Origin of the sequence: Microtetraspora sp. NBRC 16547, assembly GCF_030268965.1 — a bacterium.
GTDB lineage: Bacteria > Actinomycetota > Actinomycetes > Streptosporangiales > Streptosporangiaceae > Microtetraspora.
Map to the genome: position 1 here is coordinate 107,170 of NZ_BSSE01000015.1, position 23,861 is coordinate 131,030.

The 23,861-nt window shown below is 70.2% G+C and carries 17 protein-coding genes; 9 read left to right on the plus strand and 8 right to left on the minus strand.

Annotated features, from left to right (window positions below; translation table 11 throughout):
• Positions 1–33: 33 nt before the first annotated feature.
• Positions 34–1,026, minus strand: a complete 993-nt coding sequence (locus QSK17_RS21015; RefSeq protein ID WP_285706661.1) for a LacI family DNA-binding transcriptional regulator — start codon at positions 1,024–1,026, stop codon at positions 34–36.
• 127 nt (positions 1,027–1,153) lie between these two features.
• Here QSK17_RS21015 and QSK17_RS21020 point away from each other — a divergent pair, with 127 nt between their 5' ends.
• The gene (locus QSK17_RS21020) at positions 1,154–1,531 is read left to right on the plus strand and encodes a DUF8711 family protein (RefSeq protein WP_285706662.1); all 378 of its coding nucleotides are present in this window, start codon (positions 1,154–1,156) and stop codon (positions 1,529–1,531) included.
• A 110-nt stretch (positions 1,532–1,641) separates the two neighbouring features.
• Here QSK17_RS21020 and QSK17_RS21025 read toward each other — a convergent pair whose 3' ends face one another.
• Genes QSK17_RS21025 through QSK17_RS21035 form a run of 3 tightly spaced genes read right to left on the minus strand, consistent with a single transcriptional unit; the run spans position 1,642 to position 2,386 of the window.
• On the minus strand, positions 1,642–1,950 hold the full coding sequence (locus tag QSK17_RS21025; RefSeq protein ID WP_285706663.1) for a hypothetical protein: 309 nt from the start codon (positions 1,948–1,950) through the stop codon (positions 1,642–1,644).
• A 6-nt stretch (positions 1,951–1,956) separates the two neighbouring features.
• Positions 1,957–2,187 (minus strand): DUF6158 family protein, encoded by a 231-nt coding sequence (locus QSK17_RS21030; RefSeq protein ID WP_285706665.1) that lies wholly within the window; start codon positions 2,185–2,187, stop codon positions 1,957–1,959.
• 10 nt (positions 2,188–2,197) lie between these two features.
• On the minus strand, positions 2,198–2,386 hold the full coding sequence (locus tag QSK17_RS21035) for a hypothetical protein (RefSeq protein WP_285706666.1): 189 nt from the start codon (positions 2,384–2,386) through the stop codon (positions 2,198–2,200).
• A gap of 226 nt (positions 2,387–2,612) precedes the next feature.
• Here QSK17_RS21035 and QSK17_RS21040 point away from each other — a divergent pair, with 226 nt between their 5' ends.
• The 7 genes from QSK17_RS21040 (at position 2,613) to QSK17_RS21070 (ending at position 11,931) form a co-directional block, all read left to right on the plus strand.
• The gene (locus tag QSK17_RS21040) at positions 2,613–2,762 is read left to right on the plus strand and encodes a hypothetical protein (protein WP_285706667.1); all 150 of its coding nucleotides are present in this window, start codon (positions 2,613–2,615) and stop codon (positions 2,760–2,762) included.
• Positions 2,763–2,885: 123 nt separating this feature from the next.
• On the plus strand, positions 2,886–6,242 hold the full coding sequence (locus QSK17_RS21045; RefSeq protein ID WP_285706668.1) for a S41 family peptidase: 3,357 nt from the start codon (positions 2,886–2,888) through the stop codon (positions 6,240–6,242).
• 106 nt (positions 6,243–6,348) lie between these two features.
• On the plus strand, positions 6,349–6,807 hold the full coding sequence (locus QSK17_RS21050) for a PH domain-containing protein (protein ID WP_502889255.1): 459 nt from the start codon (positions 6,349–6,351) through the stop codon (positions 6,805–6,807).
• Complete coding sequence (locus QSK17_RS21055; RefSeq protein ID WP_285706671.1) at positions 6,804–8,630, plus strand: PH domain-containing protein; 1,827 nt, start codon at positions 6,804–6,806, stop codon at positions 8,628–8,630. Before QSK17_RS21050 ends, QSK17_RS21055 begins: the two co-directional genes overlap by 4 nt.
• On the plus strand, positions 8,627–9,643 hold the full coding sequence (gene speB / locus QSK17_RS21060) for an agmatinase (protein ID WP_285706672.1): 1,017 nt from the start codon (positions 8,627–8,629) through the stop codon (positions 9,641–9,643). Before QSK17_RS21055 ends, speB begins: the two co-directional genes overlap by 4 nt.
• Positions 9,640–10,731 (plus strand): D-alanyl-D-alanine carboxypeptidase family protein, encoded by a 1,092-nt coding sequence (locus QSK17_RS21065; RefSeq protein ID WP_285706673.1) that lies wholly within the window; start codon positions 9,640–9,642, stop codon positions 10,729–10,731. The genes speB and QSK17_RS21065 overlap by 4 nt, the downstream gene beginning before the upstream one ends.
• Positions 10,732–10,869: 138 nt before the next feature.
• Positions 10,870–11,931 (plus strand): DUF2293 domain-containing protein, encoded by a 1,062-nt coding sequence (locus tag QSK17_RS21070; protein ID WP_285706674.1) that lies wholly within the window; start codon positions 10,870–10,872, stop codon positions 11,929–11,931.
• Between the two features lie 89 nt (positions 11,932–12,020).
• Here QSK17_RS21070 and QSK17_RS21075 read toward each other — a convergent pair whose 3' ends face one another.
• The 3 genes from QSK17_RS21075 to QSK17_RS21085 all read right to left on the minus strand — a co-directional run bounded on the left by QSK17_RS21075 (position 12,021) and on the right by QSK17_RS21085 (position 19,876).
• Entirely contained in the window at positions 12,021–17,105 is a 5,085-nt protein-coding gene (locus QSK17_RS21075; RefSeq protein ID WP_502889264.1) for a DNA repair ATPase, read from the minus strand.
• 106 nt (positions 17,106–17,211) lie between these two features.
• Positions 17,212–19,290: a flotillin family protein gene (locus QSK17_RS21080; protein ID WP_285706675.1), complete on the minus strand. Its 2,079-nt coding sequence runs from the start codon at positions 19,288–19,290 to the stop codon at positions 17,212–17,214.
• A gap of 13 nt (positions 19,291–19,303) precedes the next feature.
• On the minus strand, positions 19,304–19,876 hold the full coding sequence (locus QSK17_RS21085) for a hypothetical protein (protein ID WP_285706676.1): 573 nt from the start codon (positions 19,874–19,876) through the stop codon (positions 19,304–19,306).
• Between the two features lie 700 nt (positions 19,877–20,576).
• Here QSK17_RS21085 and QSK17_RS21090 point away from each other — a divergent pair.
• Positions 20,577–22,787, plus strand: a complete 2,211-nt coding sequence (locus QSK17_RS21090) for an HNH endonuclease signature motif containing protein (RefSeq protein WP_285706677.1) — start codon at positions 20,577–20,579, stop codon at positions 22,785–22,787.
• Between the two features lie 175 nt (positions 22,788–22,962).
• On the opposite strand, the gene QSK17_RS21095 is transcribed toward QSK17_RS21090, so the two are convergent.
• Positions 22,963–23,853 carry a serine/threonine-protein kinase gene (locus QSK17_RS21095; RefSeq protein WP_285706678.1) on the minus strand — a complete coding sequence of 297 codons (891 nt, stop codon included), beginning with the start codon at positions 23,851–23,853 and terminating at the stop codon, positions 22,963–22,965.
• Positions 23,854–23,861: the final 8 nt, after the last annotated feature.

Below are 23,861 nucleotides of genomic sequence, written 5' to 3' on the forward strand. Positions count from 1 at the left end.
TGCCTGGCGGGCGGCGAGTCAGACGGGCGGCGGTTAACCGGCGGCGGCGCGGGGGCGGGCCGTGGAGGCGCGCACCACCAGCTCGGGCTCGAAGAGCAGCTCGCCGGTCGCGACCGCGGTCCCGTCGATCTGGTTGACCAGCAGCTCGACCACGGCCCGGCCCATCGCCTCGATCGGCTGCCGGATCGTCGTCAGCGGCGGATCCACGCACGTCATCAGCGGGGAGTCGTCGTAACCGACGACGGACACGTCCTGGGGCACCCGCAACCCCTGTCGGCGGGCGGCCCGGATCACCCCGAGCGCGAGCGGATCGCTGCCGCAGACGATGCCCGTCACATCCCGGGCGAGCAGCTTGGCCGCCGCCGCGTGGCCGCCCTCCAGCGAGTGCATGGTGTGCTCGACCAGCTCGCCGCCGGACGCCCGGAAGGCCTCCAGCTTGCGTGCGGACGGCATGTGGTCGGGCGGGCCGACAACGAGGCCGACGCGCTCGTGCCCGAGCGACCGCAGGTGGCCCACGGCCTGCTCGACGGCGATCGAGTCGTCACACGACACGCGGGGGAACTCCCAGTGGTCGGCGGCCGCGTTCACGAGGACCGTCGGCAGCCGCCGGTCGATCAACCTGAGGTAGTGCTCGTGCACCACCCCCGCCTGCGTGTACAGGCCGCCCGCGAAGACCACGCCGGACACCTGCTGCTGCAGCAGGAGGTCGACGTAGTCCGCCTCCGAGATGCCGCCGACGGTACGGGTGCAGAGCACGGGCGTGAACCCCTGCTGGGCGAGCGAGCCGCCGACCACTTCGGCGAACGCCGGGAAGATCGGGTTCTGCAGCTCCGGGAGCACCAGACCGACCAGTCGGCCCCGCTCCCCGCGGAGCTGCGTGGGTCGCTCGTATCCGAGCACGTCAAGCGCGGTGAGCACCGCCTCCCGCGTCGCGTCCGAAACGCCCGCCTTGCCGTTGAGCACGCGACTTACCGTCGCCTCGCTCACCCCCACTTTTTTGGCAACTTCGGCAAGTCGTCGCGTCATGGGCGCAAGCATAGGACCGGCAATGCCAGTACTTTACGATCTTCGCGTTTGCAAGCGCGTTGAAAGGGATTCGCAAGGGGGCGTTTTTAATGTCGCCCCTCGTCAATGATCACTAGGAAGGCACGTAATGAGCATCGTCCGGAACTCCCTCGCCGTCGTCGCGGCGTCCGCCGTTCTCGCCCTGACCTCGGCCTGCGGAGGCGGCGCCGACAAGGTCGCCCTCTGCACGGAGGCGACCAAGGCGATGACGGACTACCAGACCGCGGCGGCCGCGGCCGGCGCGAACTTCGAGGGGCTCAACAAGGCCACCGCGGACTTCGCCGCCAAGCTCAAGGATCTCGGGGGCAAGGCCGACGGCGATCTCCAGAGCGCGCTGACGAAGTTCGGCGACTCCTTCGCCGACCTCAAGATCGACCCGTCGGACTCCTCCGCGGCGACCAAGGTCACCGAGTTCGCCCAGAAGGTCTCGGAGGCCGGCGCCGCGTTCGGCACCGCCTGCTCCTGACGTCTACTCCCGACGGGACGTCTACTCCCGACGTCTGTTCCGGACGTCGGGGGTTCCCCAGCCCGAGAAGCCGCCGCGCCCCATGGCGCGGCGGCTTCGCCGTTCGCCGATCAGTACTCCAGGCCCCAGTCGTGCGGGCCGACCACGTAGCCGCCTCGCCTGCGCAGCAGCCACCCGTCGGCGACGAGGACATCCAGGCTGTGCCGTACGAACTCCTCGGGAAGGTCGGCGAGCCGTGCGACGTCGGCGACGGTGGCCGTGCGCCGGTCGACGTTCAGCGCGCAGACCGTCTCGTACACGCGCATGTCGTCGTCGCACACGCTCTGGACGTCCGCCAGCGGCCTGGTACCCGCCGCGCCCTCGCCGGAGACGTCACCGGCGAGCTCACGTGGCGTCCTGCTTGCGGCGGTCTTTCTCATGGCGGGTCACCTCTGGCGGGCTCCGCTGCGCAGGCGCATGGGGTCGATGTCCCGTTCGGGATACCGCTTGAGGTATTCCTCTTCGAGTTCTCTGGTGCGGGACGTGTGGCGCGCCAGCGCGTCGTCGGATCCGTGCAGCAGGGCGTCGTTCCTCGTTTCGTGGCAGTGGCGCATCTCCCGGAGGAGATCGTCGTCGTCGAGGTCCCGGGGGGCGACCCCCATCATTCCGGTCGTCATCACAGCTCCCTCAGACCTCGGTGGGCTTGTCCCAGCGCTCGTCGGGCATGCCGTCGGAGGCCCGGGCGTTGGGTGGATCGGATTCGGACGGGGTGTGCTCCTCGGCGAAGTCGGGCTCGTACTCGATCTCGGCGTCATATCCGGCGCCGGATCCGACGCCGCTCTCGCGGTCGCGCACACGGTCGTTTTCGCGTCGCATGCCGCTCCTCTGCCCGACTTTGCGGAAACCATGCGCACGCCGGCGGGGCATGTCCCCACCCGTCAGCGGCCCGCAGCGCGGTTCACGCCTCCCGGCGGGCCGTCTCATCGATCATGCTGGGCAAGCTTTCACAGCAAACCCCCACACCGGGTGACAAATAACCGGATTGGGTATCAACCGCATTGATGCGGACATGTGCTCGCATCGTCGCTCAAACGGGGGAATTATGGCTGAAGCACCCAAGAAGAAGGCCGCGAAGTCGACGGGCAAGGCCAAGAAGTCGGCCATCAAGCAGGCCCGCTCCGCCAAGCAGTCCAAGAAGTCGTCGGGATCGACCGGCTCCATGGAGCAGCGGCCGACGACCGAGAACGAATAGCTCACCGAAGGGCCGGGCACGTGATCCGGGCCCGGCCCCGGACGCCACGCCACGGACATCCCGGCGCCGACGGCCCCGGGACGAGCTCGCCCGCCCCGGACCTCATGCCGCAGGGGTCCCGGCGTGACCCCGGAGGACACCCGGCGAGGCGGCATGTCTGGATATTTCCGCTTTCCTACGATCTTCCGCGACGTGATCGTCTTCGCGTGCGAGGACGATCTGTGGATGGTGCACGCGGACGGCGGCCGAGCCTTCCGGCTCACGGCGGGCGTGGCGGAGGCGACGTATCCCCGGTTCTCCCCCGACGGGACCAGGATCGCCTTCGTCGGACGCGAGGAGGGGCCGGAAGAGGTCTACGTCATGCCCGCGGACGGCGGCGCGACGCAACGGGTCACCTTCCACGGCGCCTCGTCCGTCGTGACCGGCTGGGACCCGGCGGGCGCGATCGTCTACGCGAGCGACGAGCGCCAGCCGTTCGACGGCTACCGGTGGCTGCATCGCGTCCACCCCGGCGACGTCCCCGAGCGGCTGCCCTACGGCCCGGCCGGGACGATCTCGTACGGGACCGTGCCCGGGCAGGCGCGGTACGGCATGGTTCTGGGCCGCAACACGGCCGATCCCGCCCGTTGGAAGCGGTACCGGGGCGGGACGGTCGGCGACCTGTGGGTGGACATGTCCGGGAGGGGAGCGTTCCAGCGGCTCATCCTGCTTCCGGGGAACCTCGCGTCCCCCTGCTGGGTCGGCGACCGGATCTATTTCCTCTCCGACCACGAGGGGATCGGCAACGTCTACTCCTGCACTCCCCAGGGCGAGGACCTGCGGCGGCACACCGATCACGGCGACTACTACGCGCGCAACCTGTCCTCCGACGGGCATCGCCTGGTCTACCACGCCCACGCCGCCGTCTACCTGCTCGATCCCGCCACCGGCGAGTCCCACGAGGTCGACGTGCGGCTCGGCAGCTCGCGGACCCAGCGCAACCGCAGGTTCGTCCCGGCGTCCGAGTACCTCGACACCGCCACGCTCAGCCCTGACGGCAGCGGGCTCGCCGTCACCGCGCGGGGCAAGGCGTTCTCCTTCGCGAACTGGGAGGGCCCGGTCCGCCGGCACGGCGAGCAGGACGGCGTCCGGTACCGCTTCCTGACCTGGCTGAACGACAACCGGCGGCTGATCGCGGCGGCCAGCGACGACGGCGACCGCGAGGTGCTGGTCATCCTGACCGCCGACGGCGAGACGGAGCCGATCCGGCTCGACTCCGCCGACACCGGACGGGTGAACGGGCTCGTCGTCTGCCCCGCGGGCGACCGGGTGGCGGTCACCAACCACCGCAACGAGCTGCTCGTCGTCGATCTCTCCCCGCTCGGCGACGGCCGCGAGGTCCGCGTGACCGAAGTGGAGGCCAGCCTGTTCGGGCGGATCGAGGATCCGGAGTGGTCGCCCGACGGCTCCTGGCTGGCCTACGCCTGCCCGACCTCCCCCCAGGCCACCGCGATCAAGCTGTTCCACGTCGAGACCGGTGAGACGTTCATGGCGACGCTGCCCCTGCTCGTCGACCACCGGCCCTCGTTCGACCCCGGAGGGCGCTACCTCTACTTCATCGGGCAGCGGGCGTTCAGCCCCGTCTACGACCAGGTCCAGTTCGATCTCGGCTTCCCGCTGGGCACCCGTCCGTACGCGATCACGCTGCGGCCGGACGTGCGCTCACCCTTCGTGCCGGAGCCCCGCCCGCTCTCGGACTCCCCGACAGAGGGCGTGTCCGAGGAGACCGGGCGCGCGTCCGAGAAGACCGGGGGCACGTCCGAGGAGACCGAGCGCGCGTCCGAGAAGACCGAGCGCGCGTCCGAGAAGACCGGGGGCACGTCCGAGAAGACCGGGGGCACGTCCGAGAAGACCGGGGGCACGTCCGAGGAGACCGCGGGGCCGGTGGTCATCGAGACCGCGGGCCTGACCGACCGGATCGTCGCCTTCCCGGTTCCCGAGGGCCGGTACGGCCGGATCGCCGGGCTCGACGGCAAGGTGGTCTACACGACGTTCCCCGTGCTCGGCGGCCCCGCCGCGCTGCGCTGCTACGACTTCGCCAAGCAGAAGGCGGAGGTGCTCGCCACAGGTCTGACCGACTTCCAGCTCGGCCGCGACCGCGGCACGCTGCTCTACCGGGCGGGCGACCGGCTGCGGGTCGTCAAGGCGGGCGAGGAGCCGCCGGACGACGACACGCCGAGCCGTACGAGCGGGTGGATCGACCTCAACCGGGTCAAGGTCTCGGTGGCGCCGGACGCCGAATGGCGGCAGATGTTCCGCGAGGCGTGGCGGTTGCAGCGGGAGCACTTCTGGGACGAGGACATGGCCGGAATCGACTGGGAGGCGGTCTACGACCGCTATCTCCCCCTGGTGGACCGGGTGACCACGCGGGGCGAGTTCTCCGACCTGCTGTGGGAGCTGCTCGGCGAGCTCGGCACCTCGCACGCGTACGAGACCGGCGGCGAGTACCGCGAGCGGCCGCATTACTGGCAGGGGCAGCTCGGCGTCGACTGGTCCTACCGCGACGGCCGCTACGTCGTCGCCCGGATCGTCTGCGGCGACCGCTGGGACCCCGACGCGACCTCGCCGCTCAATCGCCCCGGAGTCGACGTACGGCCGGGCGACGCGGTCATCGCGATCAACGGGCAGCCGCTCGGCGTGCGGACCACCCCGAACCAGCTCCTGGTCAACCTCGCCGACGAGGAGGTGGAGCTGACCGTCGAGCGCGACGGCGAGACCCGCAGCGTGATCGTCCGTGCTCTCGCGGACGAGACGCCCGGCCGCTACCGCGACTGGGTCACGGCCAACCGGCGGCTGGTGCACGAGCGGACCAAGGGCAGGGTCGGCTACCTGCACATCCCGGACATGGGCCCGCACGGATTCGCCGAGTTCCACCGGGGATACCTCGCCGAGTACGACCGCGAGGGCCTGATCGTCGACGTCCGCTTCAACGGCGGCGGCAACGTCTCGGCACTGCTGCTGGAGAAGCTCTCCCGCAAGCGGCTCGGCTACGACTTCCCGCGCTGGGGCGTGCCCGAGCCGTACCCGCCGGAGTCGCCCCGCGGGCCGCTGGTCGCGGTGACGAACGAGTGGGCGGGATCGGACGGCGACATCTTCTGCCACACGTTCAAGCTGCTCAAGCTCGGGACGCTGGTCGGCAAGCGGACGTGGGGCGGCGTCGTCGGCATCTGGCCGCGGCACCATCTCGCGGACGGCACGGTGACCACGCAGCCGGAGTTCTCCTTCGCGTTCGACGATGTCGGCTGGCGGATCGAGAACTACGGCACGGACCCGGACATCGAGGTGGACATCACACCGCAGGAGTACGCGCTGGGCGTGGACAGCCAGCTCGACGCGGCCATCGACGTCGCGCTCGAACGCCTCGCCGTGTCGCCGCCGCACAACGCGAACCCGGCCGACCGCCCCCGCCCGATCACGCCGACGCTGCCGCCACGGGCGTGACGTTTGTCCCGGAAAAGCGAGGATCAGTAGCACCGCTGGGCACTTGGGCTGATCTGGCAAAGTAATGGACGTGCAAACCGCCGCCCTGCGCCCTCCTCTGCATCGCGTGAGCCGTACCGCGATCTGGTACTGGACCATCCGCGCGGCCCTCGGCTGGCTGGTCGTCATCGGCGCCCAGGTCGCCTGGATGGTGGTCGCCGACGGCGACCACGACGCCATCCGGATCCCGGCGCTGGCCGTCACCGCCGTGCTGGCCGCCGCACATCTGATCGTCATGCCCCGGTGGCGGTACCGGGTGCATCGCTGGGAGACCACGCCGGAGGCCGTGTACACCCTGTCGGGGTGGTTCAAGCAGGAATGGCGTATCGCGCCCGTCTCGCGGATCCAAACCGTGGACAGCGAGCGCGGCCCGCTGGAGCAGCTCTTCGGGCTGGCCAACGTCACCGTGACCACCGCCTCCGCGGCCGGGCCCATCACGATCAGCGGCCTCGCCCGCGAGACGGCCGACCGGATCGTGCACGAGCTCACCGCGAGCGCGCAGGCCACCGTCGGTGACGCCACGTGAGCGGCCCAGCGGAAACGAACGGCACTACCGACGGCACAACGAACGGCACAACCGACGCCCCCGGCACAGCTGACGCCGCCGGCACAATCGACGCGAGCCGTACGGCCGACGTGCCCCGGACCGAGGAGTGGCGGCGGCTCAGCACCCGGATGCTGTTCGTCCACCCGTTCCACGTGGCCGTGCGCGCCGTGCCCGCCCTGCTCGGACTGCTGGTGGCCGGGTCGAACAAGGGCTTCCCGGGCCACCTCTTCAGCCTCGGCATCCTGGCGCTGATGATCGTGATCGGCGTGTTCCGGTGGGTCACCACGACCTTCCGGATCACGGACGAGCACATCCAGGTGCGCAAGGGCCTCTTCCGCAAGCAGGTGATGACGGTCCCCCGTGACCGGGTCCGCACCGTGGACGTCACCTCGCACCTCCTCCATCGCGTCCTCGGCCTGGCCCGGGTCGAGATCGGCACCGGCCGCTCGGACCAGAAGGGCGACGGCGCGTTGAAGCTCGACGCCCTCGGCACCGCCGAGGCCGCCCACCTGCGCGAGGAGCTGCTGCACCGCCTGGACACGGCGGGAGTCCGGGCGTCCGCAGGCGTTCCGGCCGGCACGGGAGCCGGAGCGGGAGCGGCAGCCGGCGATCACGCGCGGGGGCCCGGCGCCGCGGCCATCCCGACCGGAGTCGCGGCCATCCCGACCGGAGTCGCGGGCATCCCGACCGTCGCCGGCGTCGGCGACGTGCCGACCGCCCCGGTCGCGGGGACCTTCGGGCGGGAAAAGGAGACCGAGCTCGCCCGGCTTCAGCTCAGCTGGATCAGGTACGCGCCGTTCACGCTGTCGGGCGTCGTCGCGGTCGGCGTCATCGCCGGATTCGTGTCGCGGCTGACCAACGAGGGCGGCGTGGATCTCCGCCAGATCGGTGCGCTCCGCGACGGCTGGAAGTGGTTCACCGGCGTCCCCGTATGGAGCGCGGTCGCGGGGGTGGTCATCGCCCTGATCGTCTTCGTGGCGGTCGCCTCCACGTTGGGCTACGTCCTGTCGTTCTGGGGGTTCCGGCTCACCCGGCACTCCGGCGGGACGCTGCACGTCACCCGAGGGCTCATCACGACCCGGGCGACCACCATCGAGGAGCGCCGGCTGCGTGGCGTCGAGGTCAGCGAGCCGCTGCTGCTGCGTGCCGTGCGAGGGGCGCGGCTGATCGCGGTGACCACCGGCCTGCACTCCGGCCGGGGCGCCCAGCGCGGCGGGTCGATGCTCCTGCCGCCCGCCCCGGTCGCCGAGGTGGAGACGCTCGCCGAACGCGTGCTCGCCCCCCGTGGGGGTGACGGCACGTCGCCCGTGGTCGGGCCGCTCGTCCCGCACGGCCCCGCCGCGCTGCGCCGCCGGTTCACCCGCGCCCTCGGCGCGAACGCCGTGGCCGTGGTGGCGTTGCTCGCCCTGTGGGAATGGGCGGGCCTGCCGGCCTGGACCTGGATCACGGCCCTGGCGTTCATCCCGTTCGCGGCGCTGCTCGCGGCCGACCGTTACCGCAACCTCGGGCACGCGATGACCCGGGAGTACCTGGTCACCCGATGGGGATCGCTGGGGCGCAGACGCGTCGCCCTGGAATGTGACGGGATCATCGGCTGGAACGTCACGCGGTCGTTCTTCCAGCGCCGGGCGGGCCTGGCCACGCTGACCGCGACCACGGCCGCGGGGCGGCAGGGCTACCGTGTCCCGGACGTGGCGATGAGCGAGGCGATCGGCATCGCGACCGCGGGCATCCCCGGCCTGCTCGATCCGTTCCTCGCCGTCCCCGAAGAGCACGACCCGCACTTGAAAGGAACGCTGTGACGCGCTACGGCCAGATGTTCGGCCCCGACATCACCTTCCTCGGCGTCGACCGCTGCGACGTGAACGACCCCGGTTCGTACGCCGACGCCGACGTGGTCATCCTGGGCGCTCCCTTCGACGGGGGCACCTCGCACCGGCCCGGAGCGCGGTTCGGCCCCAACGCCATCCGCCAGACCTGCTACCTCCCCCACGACGGCTCGCGGCCCAGTCTGGCGATGCGCGTCGACGCCCTTCAGGACATCCGCGTTCTCGACGCCGGTGACGTCGAGACGTACGCCGGTGACATCGAGGGCAGCCTGCGCGCCATCGAGGACGCGGTCGCCCGGATCTCCGCCTCCGGGGCGATCCCGATCGTCCTGGGCGGCGACCACACCATCGCGCTCCCGGACGCGACCGGCGTCGCCCGCCACCACGGCTTCGGCCGGATCTCCATGCTGCACTTCGACGCGCACGCCGACACCGGGGACATCGAGTTCGGCCACCTGCACGGCCACGGCCAGCCGATGCGGCGGCTGATCGAGTCGGGCGCGATCCGGGGCGACCGGTTCCTGCAGATCGGCCTGCGCGGCTACTGGCCGGGACCCGACATCCTCGACTGGATGGCGGGCCAGCGTATGCGCTCGTATGAGATGACCGAGATCGTCCACCGCGGCCTCGACACGTGCCTCACCGAGGCGTACGGCATCGCGCTCGACGACTGTGACGGCGTGTATCTCTCGGTCGACGTGGACGTGTGCGACCCGGGCCACGCGCCCGGCACCGGAACCCCCGAACCCGGCGGCCTGAGCGCCCGGCAACTGCTCGACGCGGTACGGCGGACCTGCTACGAGCTGCCCGTCGTCGGCGTGGAGATCGTCGAGGTGGCTCCGCCGTACGACCACGCGGACATCACGGCCTACCTCGGCAACCGCGTGGTGCTCGAAGCGCTGTCCGGCATCGCCCGTCGCCGTAAGGACGCCGCCGAGGGCACCCGCTGGGACCCCTCCCAGCCTCTGCTCGACGGTCGCCGATGAAGCGTTTCGCACCGGTCACCGCTTCCCTGGCCGTCCCGCTGGTGGCCGCGCAGCTCGTGGCGGGCGCCGCCGCGGCTTCCACTGCCGCTTCCACCGCGCCTTCCACTGTGGCTTCCACCGCGCCTTCCACCGTGGCTTCCACTGCCGTTTCCGCCGTGGCTTCCACTGTGACCCCGCGCCCGGTGCGGGTGCCGTCCGGCGTGACGGCGGGCTACGTCGTCTTCGACCGGCAGGCGGGCAGGGTGATCGCGAATCACCAGGTCCACCGCCGGTTCAGGTCCGCCTCGATCGTCAAGATCCTGATCGCGATCGACTATCTCGAACGACAGAAGGACCCGATCCCGGCCCGCGACGCCGCGCTGCTCGCGCCCATGCTGCGCGGCAGCGACGACGACGCGGCGACCGCGCTGTGGCGGCGCGGCGGTCAGGGGCGGATCGTCCAGCGGATGGCCCGGAAGATCGGCCTGACCGACACCGCGCCGCCGCCCGCGGCCAAACCGGGCTTCTGGGGCTACACGGCCATCAGCGCCATCGACATCGCGCGCGTCTACCGGTACCTCCTGGACAAGGCCGAGCCCCGCGTACGCGACGTGGTCATGGGCCACCTCCGCCAGGCGCAGCAGTGCGCGACGGACGGGTTCGACCAGTACTTCGGCATCCCGCGCGGCGTTCCGCGTCCCTGGGCGGTCAAGCAGGGCTGGTCGGGATACGGCTCCGTGCCCCCGGTGAAGTGCGTCCGCGAGGCGGCCACCTCATCCGCGCTCGCCCCGGCGGACCTCGCCTCCACCGCAACCGGGCCCCGCTCCACGAACCGCTCCACGAACCGCGCCGTGGCCGACGGCTCCGCGGGCCGTTCGACCGCGGTGGCGGCCACCGCCGCCGGCCTCGCCGCAAAGGAGACCGCCACGGCGAGTCTCAAGCGAGGCAATCCGGTGGACTTCAACCGTCCGGTGCTGCACACGACCGGCGTGATCGGCGACCGGTTCATCATGGTGGTGCTGACCACCCAACCGGCGGGCGCGTCCTTCGGCTCGTCGGCGACCCGGCTGACCGCCCTGGCCAGGGACCTCTACCGCAGCGTCAGTTGAGAACGGCGCGCGCGTCGTCCGCCGATCCGGCGCGAACCCCGTCGCCGGGACCGGAACACCTCCGGTCCCGGCTTCCGGCCGCCTGCCGCTTCCTGGGACGCCGTGCCGTACGGGCCGGGGATGGGGCACCCTTGAGCGGTGGGAAACGACGGGGTGACGGGGAGCAGGCTGGCCGGGCGGGTGGCCCACGCGGCGAATGAGGCGCTGACCCTGCGGGGGCACGTGACGGCGGTCGACGTGATCACGGGCTTGCGCTGGTCCTACCTCAGGAACATCGACACCTGGCGGCAGGGCCGCACCGACAGCCTGGAGCGGGTGACGGCGGTGGACGCGGCGAAGATGGCCGACGCCGTGGCGATCCTCCGCGAGTGGGCGCTGGCACGCGGGCTGGTCCCGGGTGAGTCCGCGTACGTGTCGGGTGGCCGGGACCGGCGGCCGCTGCGGTTCACGATCGACGGCGACGAGGAGCTGGAGCGCGTGTTCCGGGTCCACTGGTTCTCGCCGGAGCTGAGCGAGGCCAGACGCAGGCAGCTCGCCGAACGGCAGACCCGGCCGCCGGACCTGACCGTCGTCGTTCCGCTCGAACCGTGGTCCTGCGCGGGCTGCGGCGGAACGGGGCCGCACCACATCATGGAGGACGACCGGCCGCACTGCCTCACCTGCGCGGACATGGACCACCTCGTCCTCCTGCCCGCCGGGAACGCGGCGCTGAGCCGCCGGGCCAAGAAGGAGAGCGTCCTTTCGGCGGTGGTCGTCCAGTACAACCGCCGCCGGAAGCGGTTCGAACGGCAGGGCATCCTCGTCGAGGACGAGGCGCTCGCCCGCGCCGAGGAGCAGTGCCTGGCCGACGAGGAGGTACGGCTCCGCCGCCGCGAGAGGGACCGGCTGCGGCGCGAGGCGGGGGACGTCGAGTTCCAGGCGGCGCTGGCCGAGGAGATCCGGCGGCTGTTCCCCGGCTGCCCGCCGGAACGCGCCGACGCGATCGCCCTGCACGCGGGGCTGCGCGGCAGCGGGCGGGTGGGCCGGACGGCGGCCGCCCGCGTGTTCGACGAGCGGGCCGTCACCCTGGCCGTCATCGCGTCCGTACGCCATCTGGACACGGATTACGACCGCCTGCTGATGGCCGGAGTCCCCCGGAAGGAAGCGCGGGACCGGATCCGCGACCGCATCGACCAGGTGCTCAGCCGCTGGCGGGACTGACAATCAAGCCGTCGTCACAATGAACACACAACCCCGTGTTGATCACGCACATATCGCGACAAGAACCCCGTCCTGCGATACCTGTGTGTTCATTGTGACCGGATGGCCTTCTCGACTCCGCCCACGCGGTCGGCGAGCAGACCGATGGCGCCCACCGCCCGGACCACCGGGTTGTCCTCGTCACCGCCCAGAGCCCGCGCCCGGAGATAGCCGGCCTTCACCTCGGCCCAGCGCCGTTTCTGCTCGGCGGTCATCGTGCCGCGCATCTCGGCCAGCTTGAGCAGGTTCGCCTCGGCCTCGGAGGTCAGCGTCTGGGCCTCGCCCGCGTAATGGTCGTCGATCAACGCCTCGATCTCGGCGTCGTTCATGACGGGGACGATCCGCTCGGCCAGCTTGTTCATGTTCCGGTACGACCCCTGGAGCCGGAAGGGCGGTTCCGCGCGGGAGCTGTCGGCCTGGGCCGCCGAGGCGATGTACGCCTGGTTCGCGGCCAGCACGACCTCCTGGACGCGTGACAACCGGCGCAGGACCGCCACGATCTGGTCGAGTTCCACCTTCTGGTACGGGTGGGCGAGCTGGTCGGCCCGCACGTCCGCGTCACCGCGCGCCAGCCGTACGAGCAGCTCCACGTCGGCCCGGTCGCGGGTGGACAGCGGAGCGAGCACGGGGTTGGAGGTGAGCGCGTTCTCGATGTAGCTCAGCGAGAAGAGATCGTCCCTGCCCGACAGCACGTCGCCGAGGTTCCACACGTCGGCCCGGTTGGCCAGCATGTCCGGGACGCGGAAGCGCCGTCCCGACTCGGTGTACGGGTTGCCCGCCATGCAGACCGCGAAGCGCTTGCCGCGCAGGTCGTACGTCCGGGCCCCGCCGTTCCAGACGCCCTCCATCCGGCGCTGCGCGTCGCACAGGGAGATGAACTTCTGGAGCAGTTCGGGCGAGGTGTGCTGGATGTCGTCGAGGTACAGCAGCACGTTGTTCCCGCATTCCAGCGCGAACGACACCTTCTCGATCTCCTGCCGGGCGGTGGCGTTCGGCGCGTCGGCGGGGTCGAGCGAGGTGACGGCGTGGCCCAGCGCCGGGCCGTCGATCTTGACGAACACCAGGCCGAGCCGGCTCGCGACGTATTCCATCAGCGTGGTCTTGCCGTACCCCGGGGGTGAGATGAGCAGTAGCAGGCCCATCTGGTCGGTGCGCCTGCCCTTCCCCGCCGCACCGATCTGCTTGGCCAGGTTGTCGCCGACCAGCGGCAGGTACACCTCGTCGAGGAGCCGGTTGCGCACGAACGCGCTCATCACCTTCGGCCGGTACTCGTCCAGCCGCAGCCGGGCCCGTTCGCGGTCGAGCAGTTCGCCGCGCTGCTTCTGGTACGCCCGGTAGGCGGGCACCCGCTCGGTCCGGAACCGCCGGGTCCGCGCCAGGACCTCGTCGAGGCGCAGCGTGAGGCTCCGTCCGGCCAGCCGGGGATGCGCGCCGAGCAGCCCTTCGACGGTGACCGTGAGGGAGGCCGACGGCTCGTGTCGCGGCAGGTCGCACAGCACGACGGCGACGGCCTCGGCGAGATCCCCCGCCCGCACGTCTGCCGCGGTGCGCGTGGCGGTCGAGAGATCGGGAGACGTCCCGAGGAAGGCGGCCAGCCACGCCATCACCAGCTGGTGCCTGGCGGCCAGGTCGTCGCCGAGCGCCCGCAGCTCGCCGTCGAAGTCCTCGGCCGAATCGCCGAGGGCCGCACGGAACCGCTCCATCACCAGCCGCGCGAGCGGCCCGGTCGTGAAGCACGGGCCGGATCGCGCATGCGCGGGGAGCGCGGGCCCCGGATGCGGCTCGGCCAGTTCCTCGAAGAGATAGTCCCCTGCCAGGTCGGCGCCCTCCATGTCGGCGTCCTGGTCGGCGCTCTCCAGGCGCAGCCCCCGGTCGCGCAGGAACTCCGCCGTCGCCGACCCGAGCTCGGCGCGGAGCTCCTCGATCGCACTGATGTCCCCGTCCGCGCCCGGCGCGCGTGAGCCGTACCCGAACAGGGAACGGGCCCTGGCCAGGGAGCGGGCCCGCGTGCTCCACGCCGCGCGCTGGGCCTCGCCCGTACCGAACGTCCAGAAGAGCTGGGCGGCGGCCCGCGCGGCGGGCGGGAAGCGCAGCAGCCCGGCGCCCGCGTATACGGGGAGCAGCGCGCCGAGGATCGCCGCCGCGTCGTGATCGTGGACACCGCGCTCGTATCCCTCGTCGTAGCGTGTCTCCGCCACGCGGCGCACGACGTCGAGCAGGCCGCCGTCGGCCAGGGAGGCGTGAAGCACGTCGAGCGTCAGCCCACCGCCGGAGGACGATTCCGCCAGGTCGAGGATCGACGTGGCCAGATGCTCCGCCCGGTACACCTCGGGCGACTCGGAGACGAGCACCTGATCCCAGAAGGTCCGGGTCCGGTCGAACGACTCCTCCTCCACCGGTGACCGGTAGTCGGTCCCGGTGATGGCGAACGCCATCCGGCCCTCCATCGGAACCAGCGTGAGATCGGTGGGCTGGGTGTTGACCGCGAACCGGTGACGACCGAGCCGGATCGTCTCACCGCCGTCGGCGTACAGGTCGAGGCGGTCGCGCAGCGCCCGACCGGCGTCGAGGCGGGCCGCCTTGACCTGCCCGTCGAGCTCGTCCGCGCGTACCTGGTCGCCGAGCGCCCGCAGCTCCTCCGCGACCGCGCGCAGCTTGGCCACCATCGGATCGGAGGCGAAGTAGGTGTTCACCTCGTCGATCGATCCCAGGCTCACCGCCCGCCTGCGCACGCTCTCCAGGATGCGACCGGCCGAGGTGACCAGCCGTTCCGCGCGGCGGGCTCGCACGTCCAGCAACGTCTGCCTGCGCGAGGAGAACGCCTCGTAGACGTCGCCGCGCCTGGCCGAAAGCTTCGCCACGAAGTCGTCGAAGTCCCCGAAGCGGGACTCCAGGTCCTCCAGCCGGAGCAGCAGCCTCCCCATCTGCTCGTCGCAGCGTTCCGGGGTGTCGGCCAGGGCGAGCGCGGCGGTGACGGCCTGCCCGAGGAGGGCGAACTCGGCGGCGAACTCGGCCCTGCCCTCGGCCTCGAGAAGCTCGCGCCGCCGCGCGGCGAGCGTCGCCCGCGCCCGGTTGATCCCCGCGAGCACCTCGGCGACCCGTTCCAGGATGCCGGTACGGACCGTCGCGTCGGCGATGTCGAGTCCGCCCACGACCTCGGTGAGGACTTCCAGGCCCTCGGTCTGCCCGGCGAGGTGCTCGGCGACCGGCCCGGCCTCCGCGACGGTTCGGATCGCCCCGGCGTCGGCGACGATCCGGTCCACCTCGGCGTGGTAACCGGTGAACGCGTCGGCGCCCTGGAGGAAGACGACCGCCCTACGCGCGGCTTCCCCTATCTCGGCCTCGAACTCGCCGGCCAGGGCGTCCAGCCGCTGGACGTCGATGTAGCGGACATCCCGCAGCGTCGTGAGGCGGCCCTGCGCACGCCGCAGCTCGGCGAGCTGCCCGACCCATTCGCCCGCTGATCGCGGCGCCTCACCCCGGACCTGCCGTACGAGGACGGCGATCCGCTCCGCTGCCTCATCCAGCGCCGCCGCGGCCTGCCCGGTGAGCGACTCGACCCGCTCGAACTCGTCGAGGACCTGCTCGGCGGTCGCCCGTACGGCTCCGACGGCGGAGCGCAGATCCTGCTCGTCCAGCCAGTGATACTGATCGGTGATCCGCACGCACGCGGCGATGAGCCCCTCGAACACCGGCACGGACGGTGCCATCGCGTCGGCCATCCGGACGACGGACAGGCAGTCGGAGATCCCGCGCACCAGGTCGGCGTTGCCGATCCGCTCCAGCGGCCCCGTACCCACCGGCCGGGCCGCGGCGAAGACGTCCGACACGTACGGCGTCTGCCAGATCTGCATCAGGTGGACCCGGGTCGGCTCCTCGCGTACCGTCCGGCCCTGCTCGCCCGCGACCGGCGCGGGCGTCCGGAAGTACACGAGCGTGCCGTCCTCGAAGAGCGAGTACCCGTGACACGTGATCGGGTTGCTCACCTCCTTGCGGATCACGTTGTACGGCAGGAGTAGCCACCGGCCCTCAGCCCGCGCGTGGAAGACGTACAGCACGTCCTCTCCGTTGGGAGAGCGGATGACGCGCTCGAACTCCAGGTCGGCGACGTCGAGGTCGAAGGTCTTCACGACACCGGTGGTGAGGTGGTACCCGCCGGGGAAGATGATCCCCTGGTCCTCGGGAAGTCGCTGGCAGGCCTGCCCGATGCCGTCGAGGCGTTCCACCTTCCTCGTCCTGGTGTTGAACACCAGGTGCCGCCATTCCTTCTCGTTGTACGGACGTACGCGCAGCAGGATCAGCGGCCCGATCCTGGCGTAGTGGATGTCCGCGTCGGCGAGGCTCTGCAGCGGCTCCGCGACGGGTTCCCGATAGATGCCCTCACCGGTCTCGGTGTTGTTCTCGATCTTGATGGTGAGGTCGCCGCCGACCGTCTCGACGAACACCTCGTCGGCGATCGAGATGTGCGGATGGCGACCGAGGACGTGATCGTCCCGAGTGGTCTCGATCCATTCGAAGTCATACGACGGCGGGAACACGTGGTCGCGCTCGCCCCGGTTGTCCAGATAGCTGACGGTGCCGTCGGTTCCGACGCTCCATCTCAGGACCCGGATGTCCTGCGGCCCGGTCTGGAAGACGGCCAGCAGCCGCCCCTCCAGCCGCCGGAGCTGCAGCAGCCTCGTCTCGCTGTAGTAGCGGTACAGCTCGCCGAAGTCCCGCTCGAACGCCGGGTCGTCGAACAGCCCCGGGACCTCGTCGAACCGGAAGACGTCCCCGTCGCGGGTGAACCTGTGGAACGAGAACACGTCGCGGACGGTCGTCCCGGACTTCAGCCCGATGAACACGTTGTAGCCGAACAACATGACCTCGCCCAGCGACACGATGTCACGCGGCACGCAGTTGTTCTCGGTGCGGACGCGGGCCGTGCCCAGCAGGCGGAAGTCCGCGCCGCCGAAGACCTTCAGGCGCCGCGCGTTCAGCTCCTCGGCCCCGCGGAGCAGCTCCTTGGCCTGCTCGGAGAGCCTGGCCCGCAGCACCTCGTACGTGCTCGAGTCCAGCTCAGGCGGCGCCTCCCCGCCCTCGGCGGCCGGGCCGGCCGCGGGCCCGGCCACGGATGCCACACGCCCGGCCGCCACGTCGGTCGCGGGTCCGGTCACGGATTCAGTCACAACGGGGTCGGTCACAGGGTTCCTCGGTGCCTCGTCTCAGCGTTCCGTCCCACCGCGCCTCACGCGCCTCGCGTCAGTGTTCGACCGAGTTGAGCGCCGCCACGGGGTGCTCCGCGACGCCGAGACTCTGGGCCGTGCTCAGCAGGTCCTGGAACTTTCCGGTGTCCGGACCACCCGCCTTGATCAGCTTGAGCAGCAGCGCCGACAAGGTGAGATTCCGTACGTCGGCGGTGTCCAGCGAGCCGACGAAGCGGGCCAGGTCCGCGGGCAGGCTCGCCGTACCGTCCAGGTACGGCCCGGCCAAGGCCCGCGTCACGGCCGAGTTCTCGACGAAGCCGTCGATGCTCCTGCCCATGGTGATCGAGCTCATCAGCCGGTCGAAGAAGACGGTGTCGCCGCCCACGATGTCGATGTCGGCATTCTCCAGCCCGGCCGCCAGCACGGTCGCCTGGGCGTCCGCGATCTCCCGCTGGACGTCGATGTTCTTGAGCCGGATCTCCTTCTCCGCCTCCAGCCGGAGCCGGTACTCCTCGTGACCCCGGCTCGCCTCGTCCAGGGCCGCCATGGCCGCGGCCTTCTCCTTGAGACCCTCCGCCTCCGCCTTCAACTTCTCACCCACAGCGGCGGCAGCGGCGAGGGCCTTCGCCTGCTCGCCCTCGGCCTCCGCCTTGAGCCTCTCGCCCACGGCGAGCGCGGCGGCCAGCCCCTTCTCCCGCTCCACGACGGCCTCCGCGCGGCCGACCTTCTCGATGGCCTCGGCGTCCCGCTCGCGTACCTGGACCTCCGCGAGGCCGGCGGCGGCGGCCTCGGCCTTCAGTCCCTCGGCGAGACGGATCTTGGCCTGGCTGTCGAGCTCGGCCGCCTGCTGGCGCGCCTCGGCGAGGACGAGCTCCTCTCGCGCCTTGAACGCGGCGGCCTGCTCCGCTGCCTCGGCCGCCTTGATGTCCTTGACCAGGTTCTCCTGTGCCTCGGCCTCGGCCTGGATGACCAGCGCCTGGCGGGTCCGCTCGGCCTCCTCCACGATGCGCAGGCGCTTGATGCTCTCCTCCTGCTCGGCGACCGTCTTCTCCACGGCGATCCGCTCCCGCGTCACCTCGGCGATCGACCGCTTCTCAACCTCGAGTTCCTTGTCCTTGGCGATGCGTGACAGCTCGGTCTCCCGCTCACGCGAGATGACCTCCAGCAGCCGGTCCTTCTCGATCCGCTCGTTCTCGATGGCGATGACGCGCTCGCGGTTCTTCGTCGCCACCGCGATCTCCCGCTCCCGGTTCTGGCGCTGGATGCCAAGCTGCTCCTCGGTGCGGATGTTGGCCGTCTCGAACTTGAGCCGCTCTTCCGCCTGCACTCGGGCGGTCTCGGCCTCCTCGCGTGCCCGTACGGTGTCGATCTCGCGCCGCTGCTTGGCCTCGGCGTCGGCCTGCCGCCGCTCGAGTTCGAGGATGGCCTCCCGCGCGTCGACGTTCTGACGGGTGATCTCCTTCTCCTCGTTACGCTGGTATTCGTTGGTGCGGACATGCTCGATCGCCGTCAGCTCGGTGATCTTACGGATGCCCTGGGCGTCGAGGATGTTCGCGGGATCGAGCTGCGCCAGCGGCGTCTGCTCCAGGAAGTCGATCGCGGCGTCCTCCAGGCTGTAGCCATTGAGGTCGGTGCCGATCACCCGGATGATCTGGTCGCGGAACTCGTCGCGCTTGGTGTACAGATCGACGAAGTCGAGTTGCTTTCCGACGGTCTTGAGCGCCTCGGAGAACTTGGCGTTGAACAACTCCTGCAAGGTCGCCTCGTCGCTCGCGCGTACGGTGCCGATCGCCTGCGCGACCTTGATCACGTCTTCTATCGTCTTGTTGACCCGTACGAAGAACGTGATCCGGATGTCGGCCCGGATATTGTCCTGACAGATCAGCCCTTCATGCCCCGTACGCGTGATCTCGATGGTCTTCACCGAGATGTCCATGACCTCGGCCTTGTGCAGAACGGGCAGCACGACGGCGCCTGTGAAGGTGACGTCGACCCGCCGCATCTTGGAGACGATCAATGCCATGCCCTGTTCGACCTTGCGGTACAGGCGGCTGACGATGACCACCGCGCTGATGACGACAAGGAGGAGAACGGCGAGGAGCACGCCCGTCCCGGTGCTGATCACATCCACCATCGAAGATCCCCTGCTAGTGAAGGCCGTGCGGCATGTCGTACGGCATGACCCAGAAGAACTCGCCCTCAGGGTCATAGTCGAAGATGAGAGCGGGGCTGCCGGCGCGGAGATCCTCTTCTCCGGCCTGGCGCACCTGGACGAGGGCCGATGAGCCGTCGTCGGCGGTGACCTCGGCCTGGCCGAAGTCGAGCCCGACCCGCCCGGTGCGTATGACGCACATCCGGCCGACGAAATCGGTCCGGGACGGCGGAGCCACGGCGGGAAAAAGGGCGCGGCTCACCCGCGCCACCAGGCGGGCGCACAGCCATCCGGCGAGCAGCGCGACCACGAGTACGGCCGACCGGGCAGGAGCGCCCTCGAAGAGCACAACGCCGACCAGGCCGACGAACCAGGCGACCACGACCAGCAGCGACAGCGCCACGGTGCCCGGCACCCCGCGCAGTCCGAGACCGGTCAGGAAGTCATCGGGGAGTTCCAGTCCGAGCCCGCCGAGCAGAACGAGCACCCAGTACGCGATGACGACGACCAGCATGAAGCTGAACAGCACCGCCGGGAACTCCAGCACCGCATCGACGAACCGCGCCATTGACTCCCACCGTTATCCCGGCCCCCAGAGACAACTGCAATTATGGCGTAAAGTCGTAATAAAAGTCAGCATGAATTCAATGCGAATAATGGGCACTTTTGGGGAGTTCGCGCCGTTGATACATAGGGTCCGCGCCCCACCCCCTCTTCACCCCACCCCCTCTTCACCCCACCCCCTCCGCGCCCCTCTTCGCTTCAACCCCCTTCGCCTTCTCTTCGCTTCAACCCCCTTCGCCTTCTCTTCGCTTCAACCCCCTTCGCCTTCTCTTCGCTTCCTCTCCTCGTCTCGCCCTCCGCTTCTTTGCCCGGCCCTCCACGCCCTTCTTCGCCCCCGACTCGACGTCCAGCCCGCCGCCTGCGCACCTTTCCACGCCCGGCCCTCCCCCTGCGCCTGTCCCTCAGCTGCTTCTTCCCCCAGTCCCCCGGCCCCTTCGAGCTGGGCGACAAAAACTGCAAAGACCCCCGATTCCTCAGATTTCCGGCATTACGGTCGAACTAAAAACAGTCCAGAGTGACGCCGATTTATCAGAGGCCTACGTCGGCCCACCCTGGCCAGTGAAGCCCGCAGCAGCAAACAGCGGAACAAAAACGGCAAATGGCCCGATATAGTGATCGAACCCCTGTGGATAACTTGCAACCTTCTCGGCTCTGCCCTGCAATAATTCGTACAGGAGTTCGGACAGCCAGCCGAGGGGGTGAACATGGACCGAGCATTCGGGTCATTCGAGTTCTCGACCGAAAAGCCGTCACACCGCACACCCGAGGGGCCGTGTAATGACGAGTGGTGGGCTCACGTGGCCTTGCTGAGCGCCGCTCACACCGCTCACGCCGCCCGCGCCGCACGCGGCACCTCGGCGCTCGCTCTCGATGACGCTCTCGACGACCTCTTCACTCGCGTCCCCGACGAGGCCGTCCCTGGCGTCTCCGGCGTCGTCGACGGCATCCCGGAGTCACCCGCCGGTGCCGCTGATGGCGCAGCGAGAACGACGCTGCGAGCAGCCGACGACGCTGGCGCTCCAGGCAACGTCAGCTACCCCGAGGACTCGGATGAGGACACGGCCCGCACCGCTGATTCCCGAGACGATCTCCGTAGCCATACTCGCGGTGCCGCCGAAAGCGACACCCCGACCGACGGCGATACGACAGCGGGGCACCAGGCGTCATGGCCGTTCGTGGTCTCGATCCAGGAGTCCGCTTCCGCACTCGCGACGATGCCGCCGCCGGAGTCGGCGGCGGTGTGCCTTGCCGAAGCTCAGGACCTTCTGTTCGCGCGCGACCGGCTGACCTCCGCCATCGCAGCGCGCGTACGGCGAGTGCATGCGGCGGGCGAGGCCAAGGCGTTCGGCCATGCCTCGACCAAAACATGGCTGCGAGGCGCGGCGGGCATGACGACCGCCGGCGCCGGGCGGCTGGTCGGGCTGGCCACGGAGTTGGACCGGCTGCCGACGGTGCGTGATCGGTTCGCCCAGGGGAGCCTCTCGGAGGGGCAGGTCACCGCGATCTGCGCCGCCACAGGCCGGTTGACCGACGCACAGGCCGCACTGGCCGAGCCGATCTTGGTCGCGCTGGCTGATCAGGCGACCCCCACCGAAGTGGCACGGGCCGGTCGCTATCTGCACGAGGTGCTCAACCCCGACAGCGCGGAAGATGAGGCGGATGCCGACTATCAGCAGCGGTTTCTGCTGGTCCGGGAGAGCTCGTCAGGCGGGCTGGAGGGTGAGTTCCGCCTCCCGCGCGAGGCAGGCGCCCGGCTGCGGGCACTGCTGGACACCTTTGCCAAGCCCAAGGCCGAGGGCGACGACCGGCCGCTACGGGTGCGCAACGCGGACGCCCTGATCGCCTTGCTGGAACAGCAGGTCACCACCGAACTCCTCGTACTGGTGAACGCCGCGTCCCTGCCCGACGACCCTCAGCCAACGGAACCGTGCGGCAACCCCCAGCCGACGGAAGGGCACGATGCCCCCGAGCCAACGGAGGGGTACGGCTCGCCCGCAACGGCTTCTCCCGCCACCGGTTCCTCCGCTACCGCTCCCCCTACTTCGCCTGCCGCTTTCTCACCCAGCGCTGCAGGGCCCACGACCGACAGCGCCGACCACGACAACCATGGTGATTCACAGCGAGGAACCGTCACATCCGACGGCCGACAAACCGACGAGGCAGGTTCCGGCCGCCGTCCGACCAACGATTCGGCGATGCCGTCACCGCTCCAGGCACCACCGCCCCAGGCACCACCGCTCCAAGCATCACCGCTCCAAGCATCACCGCTCCAAGCATCACCGCTCCAAGCATCACCGCCCCAGACACCACCGGGCAAGGCGTCGGCTGCGTACGCACCGTCGAGGAAGCCCGCCTCGACACCACTCGGGAAACAGCACAGGAACGATCCATCCGGAGGTGAACGGCCCCTGAACGGATCTCCACCGAGCGGATCTCAGCGGGATCGCTCCCGGTCAAAAGAGCGAATGTCAGGATGGGCACTGCCCGCTGGGCTGATGTCCGGCCGCAGGCTGCCCGGGTTGCTGCTGGCCACCGGTCAGTTCCTTCCCGTCTCCGACATCCACCGCCTGGCCCGCACCTCCAGCCTGGCCCGTCTCGTCATGAACGCCGAAAGCGAGATCTTGGATATGGGCCGCAAGGTCCGGCGGGCCACCGCGGCGCAACGTCGTACCATCCTCGCCCGGTACACCTCGTGCATGGTGGACGACTGCTCACTGCCCGCCCATCTCTGCCAGATCGACCACATCGACAACTGGAGCGACGGCGGCGCCACCGACCTGGACAAGCTTGGCCCCACCTGCCAGTTCCACAACCGTGATCGCTATCGGCACCCGGAGCGCTATCGGTTGTACCGAGTCGGAAAGGATCGCTGGGCGTTCGCCTATCTCGGCCCGCGTCCGGCCCGTCGCACCTGACCTCGTTCCTCACCCGTGCCACGTGATTCCGCCCAACCGATCGAGTGTCCCGACCGGGCCGGGGACCGACGCCGACCAGGGCCGAGGTCAGAGGACGTGGCAAACCATACGCGCACACATTTGCCGCAGCCCGACTCGCCGACCAGTCCGACCGTCTCGCCCGCGTCGGCCGAGGTCAGAGAACGCGGCCCACCATGCGCGCGTACATACGGCCGGGGCTCGGCACCGACGGCGGGTTCAGGAAGCCCGGCAACATGGGCAGGTCGACGGCGAAAGGCTGCAATCGCTCGTAGAGGGTGACGGCGTCGGCGGGGCGATTCTCCGGCTGCTTCTCCAGCAGCTCGGCGATCAGCCGGTCAAGCTCGACCGGGACGTCGGGCACCGACGGTGGGAGTTCCTTCACCTGCTTGTCGAACACGGCGTACTCGGTCGGCCCCGTGAACAGCGGCTTGCCGGTCAGCATCTCGTGCAGGACACAGCCCAGAGCGTAAAGATCGCTCTTCGGGCCGGCGACACCGCGCTGGATCTGCTCCGGCGACATGTACGCGGGCGTGCCGAGGATCTGCCCGACACGGGTGAACTGGGCGCCGTCCGACTCGCGCAGCATGGCCAGGCCGAAATCGAGGACCTTGACGCTGCCGTCCGGGCAGAGCATCAGGTTCGTCGGCTTGAGATCGCGGTGGCAGATGGACAGCGCGTGCGCCGCGGTCAGCACCGCGCACGCCTGGGCGGCGATCGCCGCGGCCCAGGGGACCGGGAGCGGGCCGTATTCGCTGACCAGGTCGGCGACCGTGACGCCCTCGATGAACTGCATCACCTGGAAGAGGCGCTGATCGTACGTGCCGAAGTCGTAGAGGACGGGCGCGCCCGGATGCTCCAGGCGGGCGAGAATGCGCGCCTCACGGATGAACCGACGCTCCAGCTCTTCGTCATGACCGCCGGGGAAGCGGAGGAACTTCACCGCCACCCTGCGGTCGAGACGCCTGTCATGACCGCCGTAGACGGCCCCCATGCCGCCCTGGCCGAGGGGAAGGTCGTCCAGCTCATACCGGTCGCCGATGACCATCCGCCCCT

Coding starts and splice junctions, on each gene's coding strand:
- QSK17_RS21015 (WP_285706661.1), bottom strand. CDS start 1,026: ATGACGCGACGACTTGCCGAAGTTGCCAAAAAAGTGGGGGTGAGCGAG.
- QSK17_RS21020 (WP_285706662.1), top strand. CDS start 1,154: ATGAGCATCGTCCGGAACTCCCTCGCCGTCGTCGCGGCGTCCGCCGTT.
- QSK17_RS21025 (WP_285706663.1), bottom strand. CDS start 1,950: ATGAGAAAGACCGCCGCAAGCAGGACGCCACGTGAGCTCGCCGGTGAC.
- QSK17_RS21030 (WP_285706665.1), bottom strand. CDS start 2,187: ATGACGACCGGAATGATGGGGGTCGCCCCCCGGGACCTCGACGACGAC.
- QSK17_RS21035 (WP_285706666.1), bottom strand. CDS start 2,386: ATGCGACGCGAAAACGACCGTGTGCGCGACCGCGAGAGCGGCGTCGGA.
- QSK17_RS21040 (WP_285706667.1), top strand. CDS start 2,613: ATGGCTGAAGCACCCAAGAAGAAGGCCGCGAAGTCGACGGGCAAGGCC.
- QSK17_RS21065 (WP_285706673.1), top strand. CDS start 9,640: ATGAAGCGTTTCGCACCGGTCACCGCTTCCCTGGCCGTCCCGCTGGTG.
- QSK17_RS21080 (WP_285706675.1), bottom strand. CDS start 19,290: ATGGTGGATGTGATCAGCACCGGGACGGGCGTGCTCCTCGCCGTTCTC.
- QSK17_RS21085 (WP_285706676.1), bottom strand. CDS start 19,876: ATGGCGCGGTTCGTCGATGCGGTGCTGGAGTTCCCGGCGGTGCTGTTC.
- QSK17_RS21090 (WP_285706677.1), top strand. CDS start 20,577: ATGGACCGAGCATTCGGGTCATTCGAGTTCTCGACCGAAAAGCCGTCA.
- QSK17_RS21095 (WP_285706678.1), bottom strand. CDS start 23,853: ATGGTCATCGGCGACCGGTATGAGCTGGACGACCTTCCCCTCGGCCAG.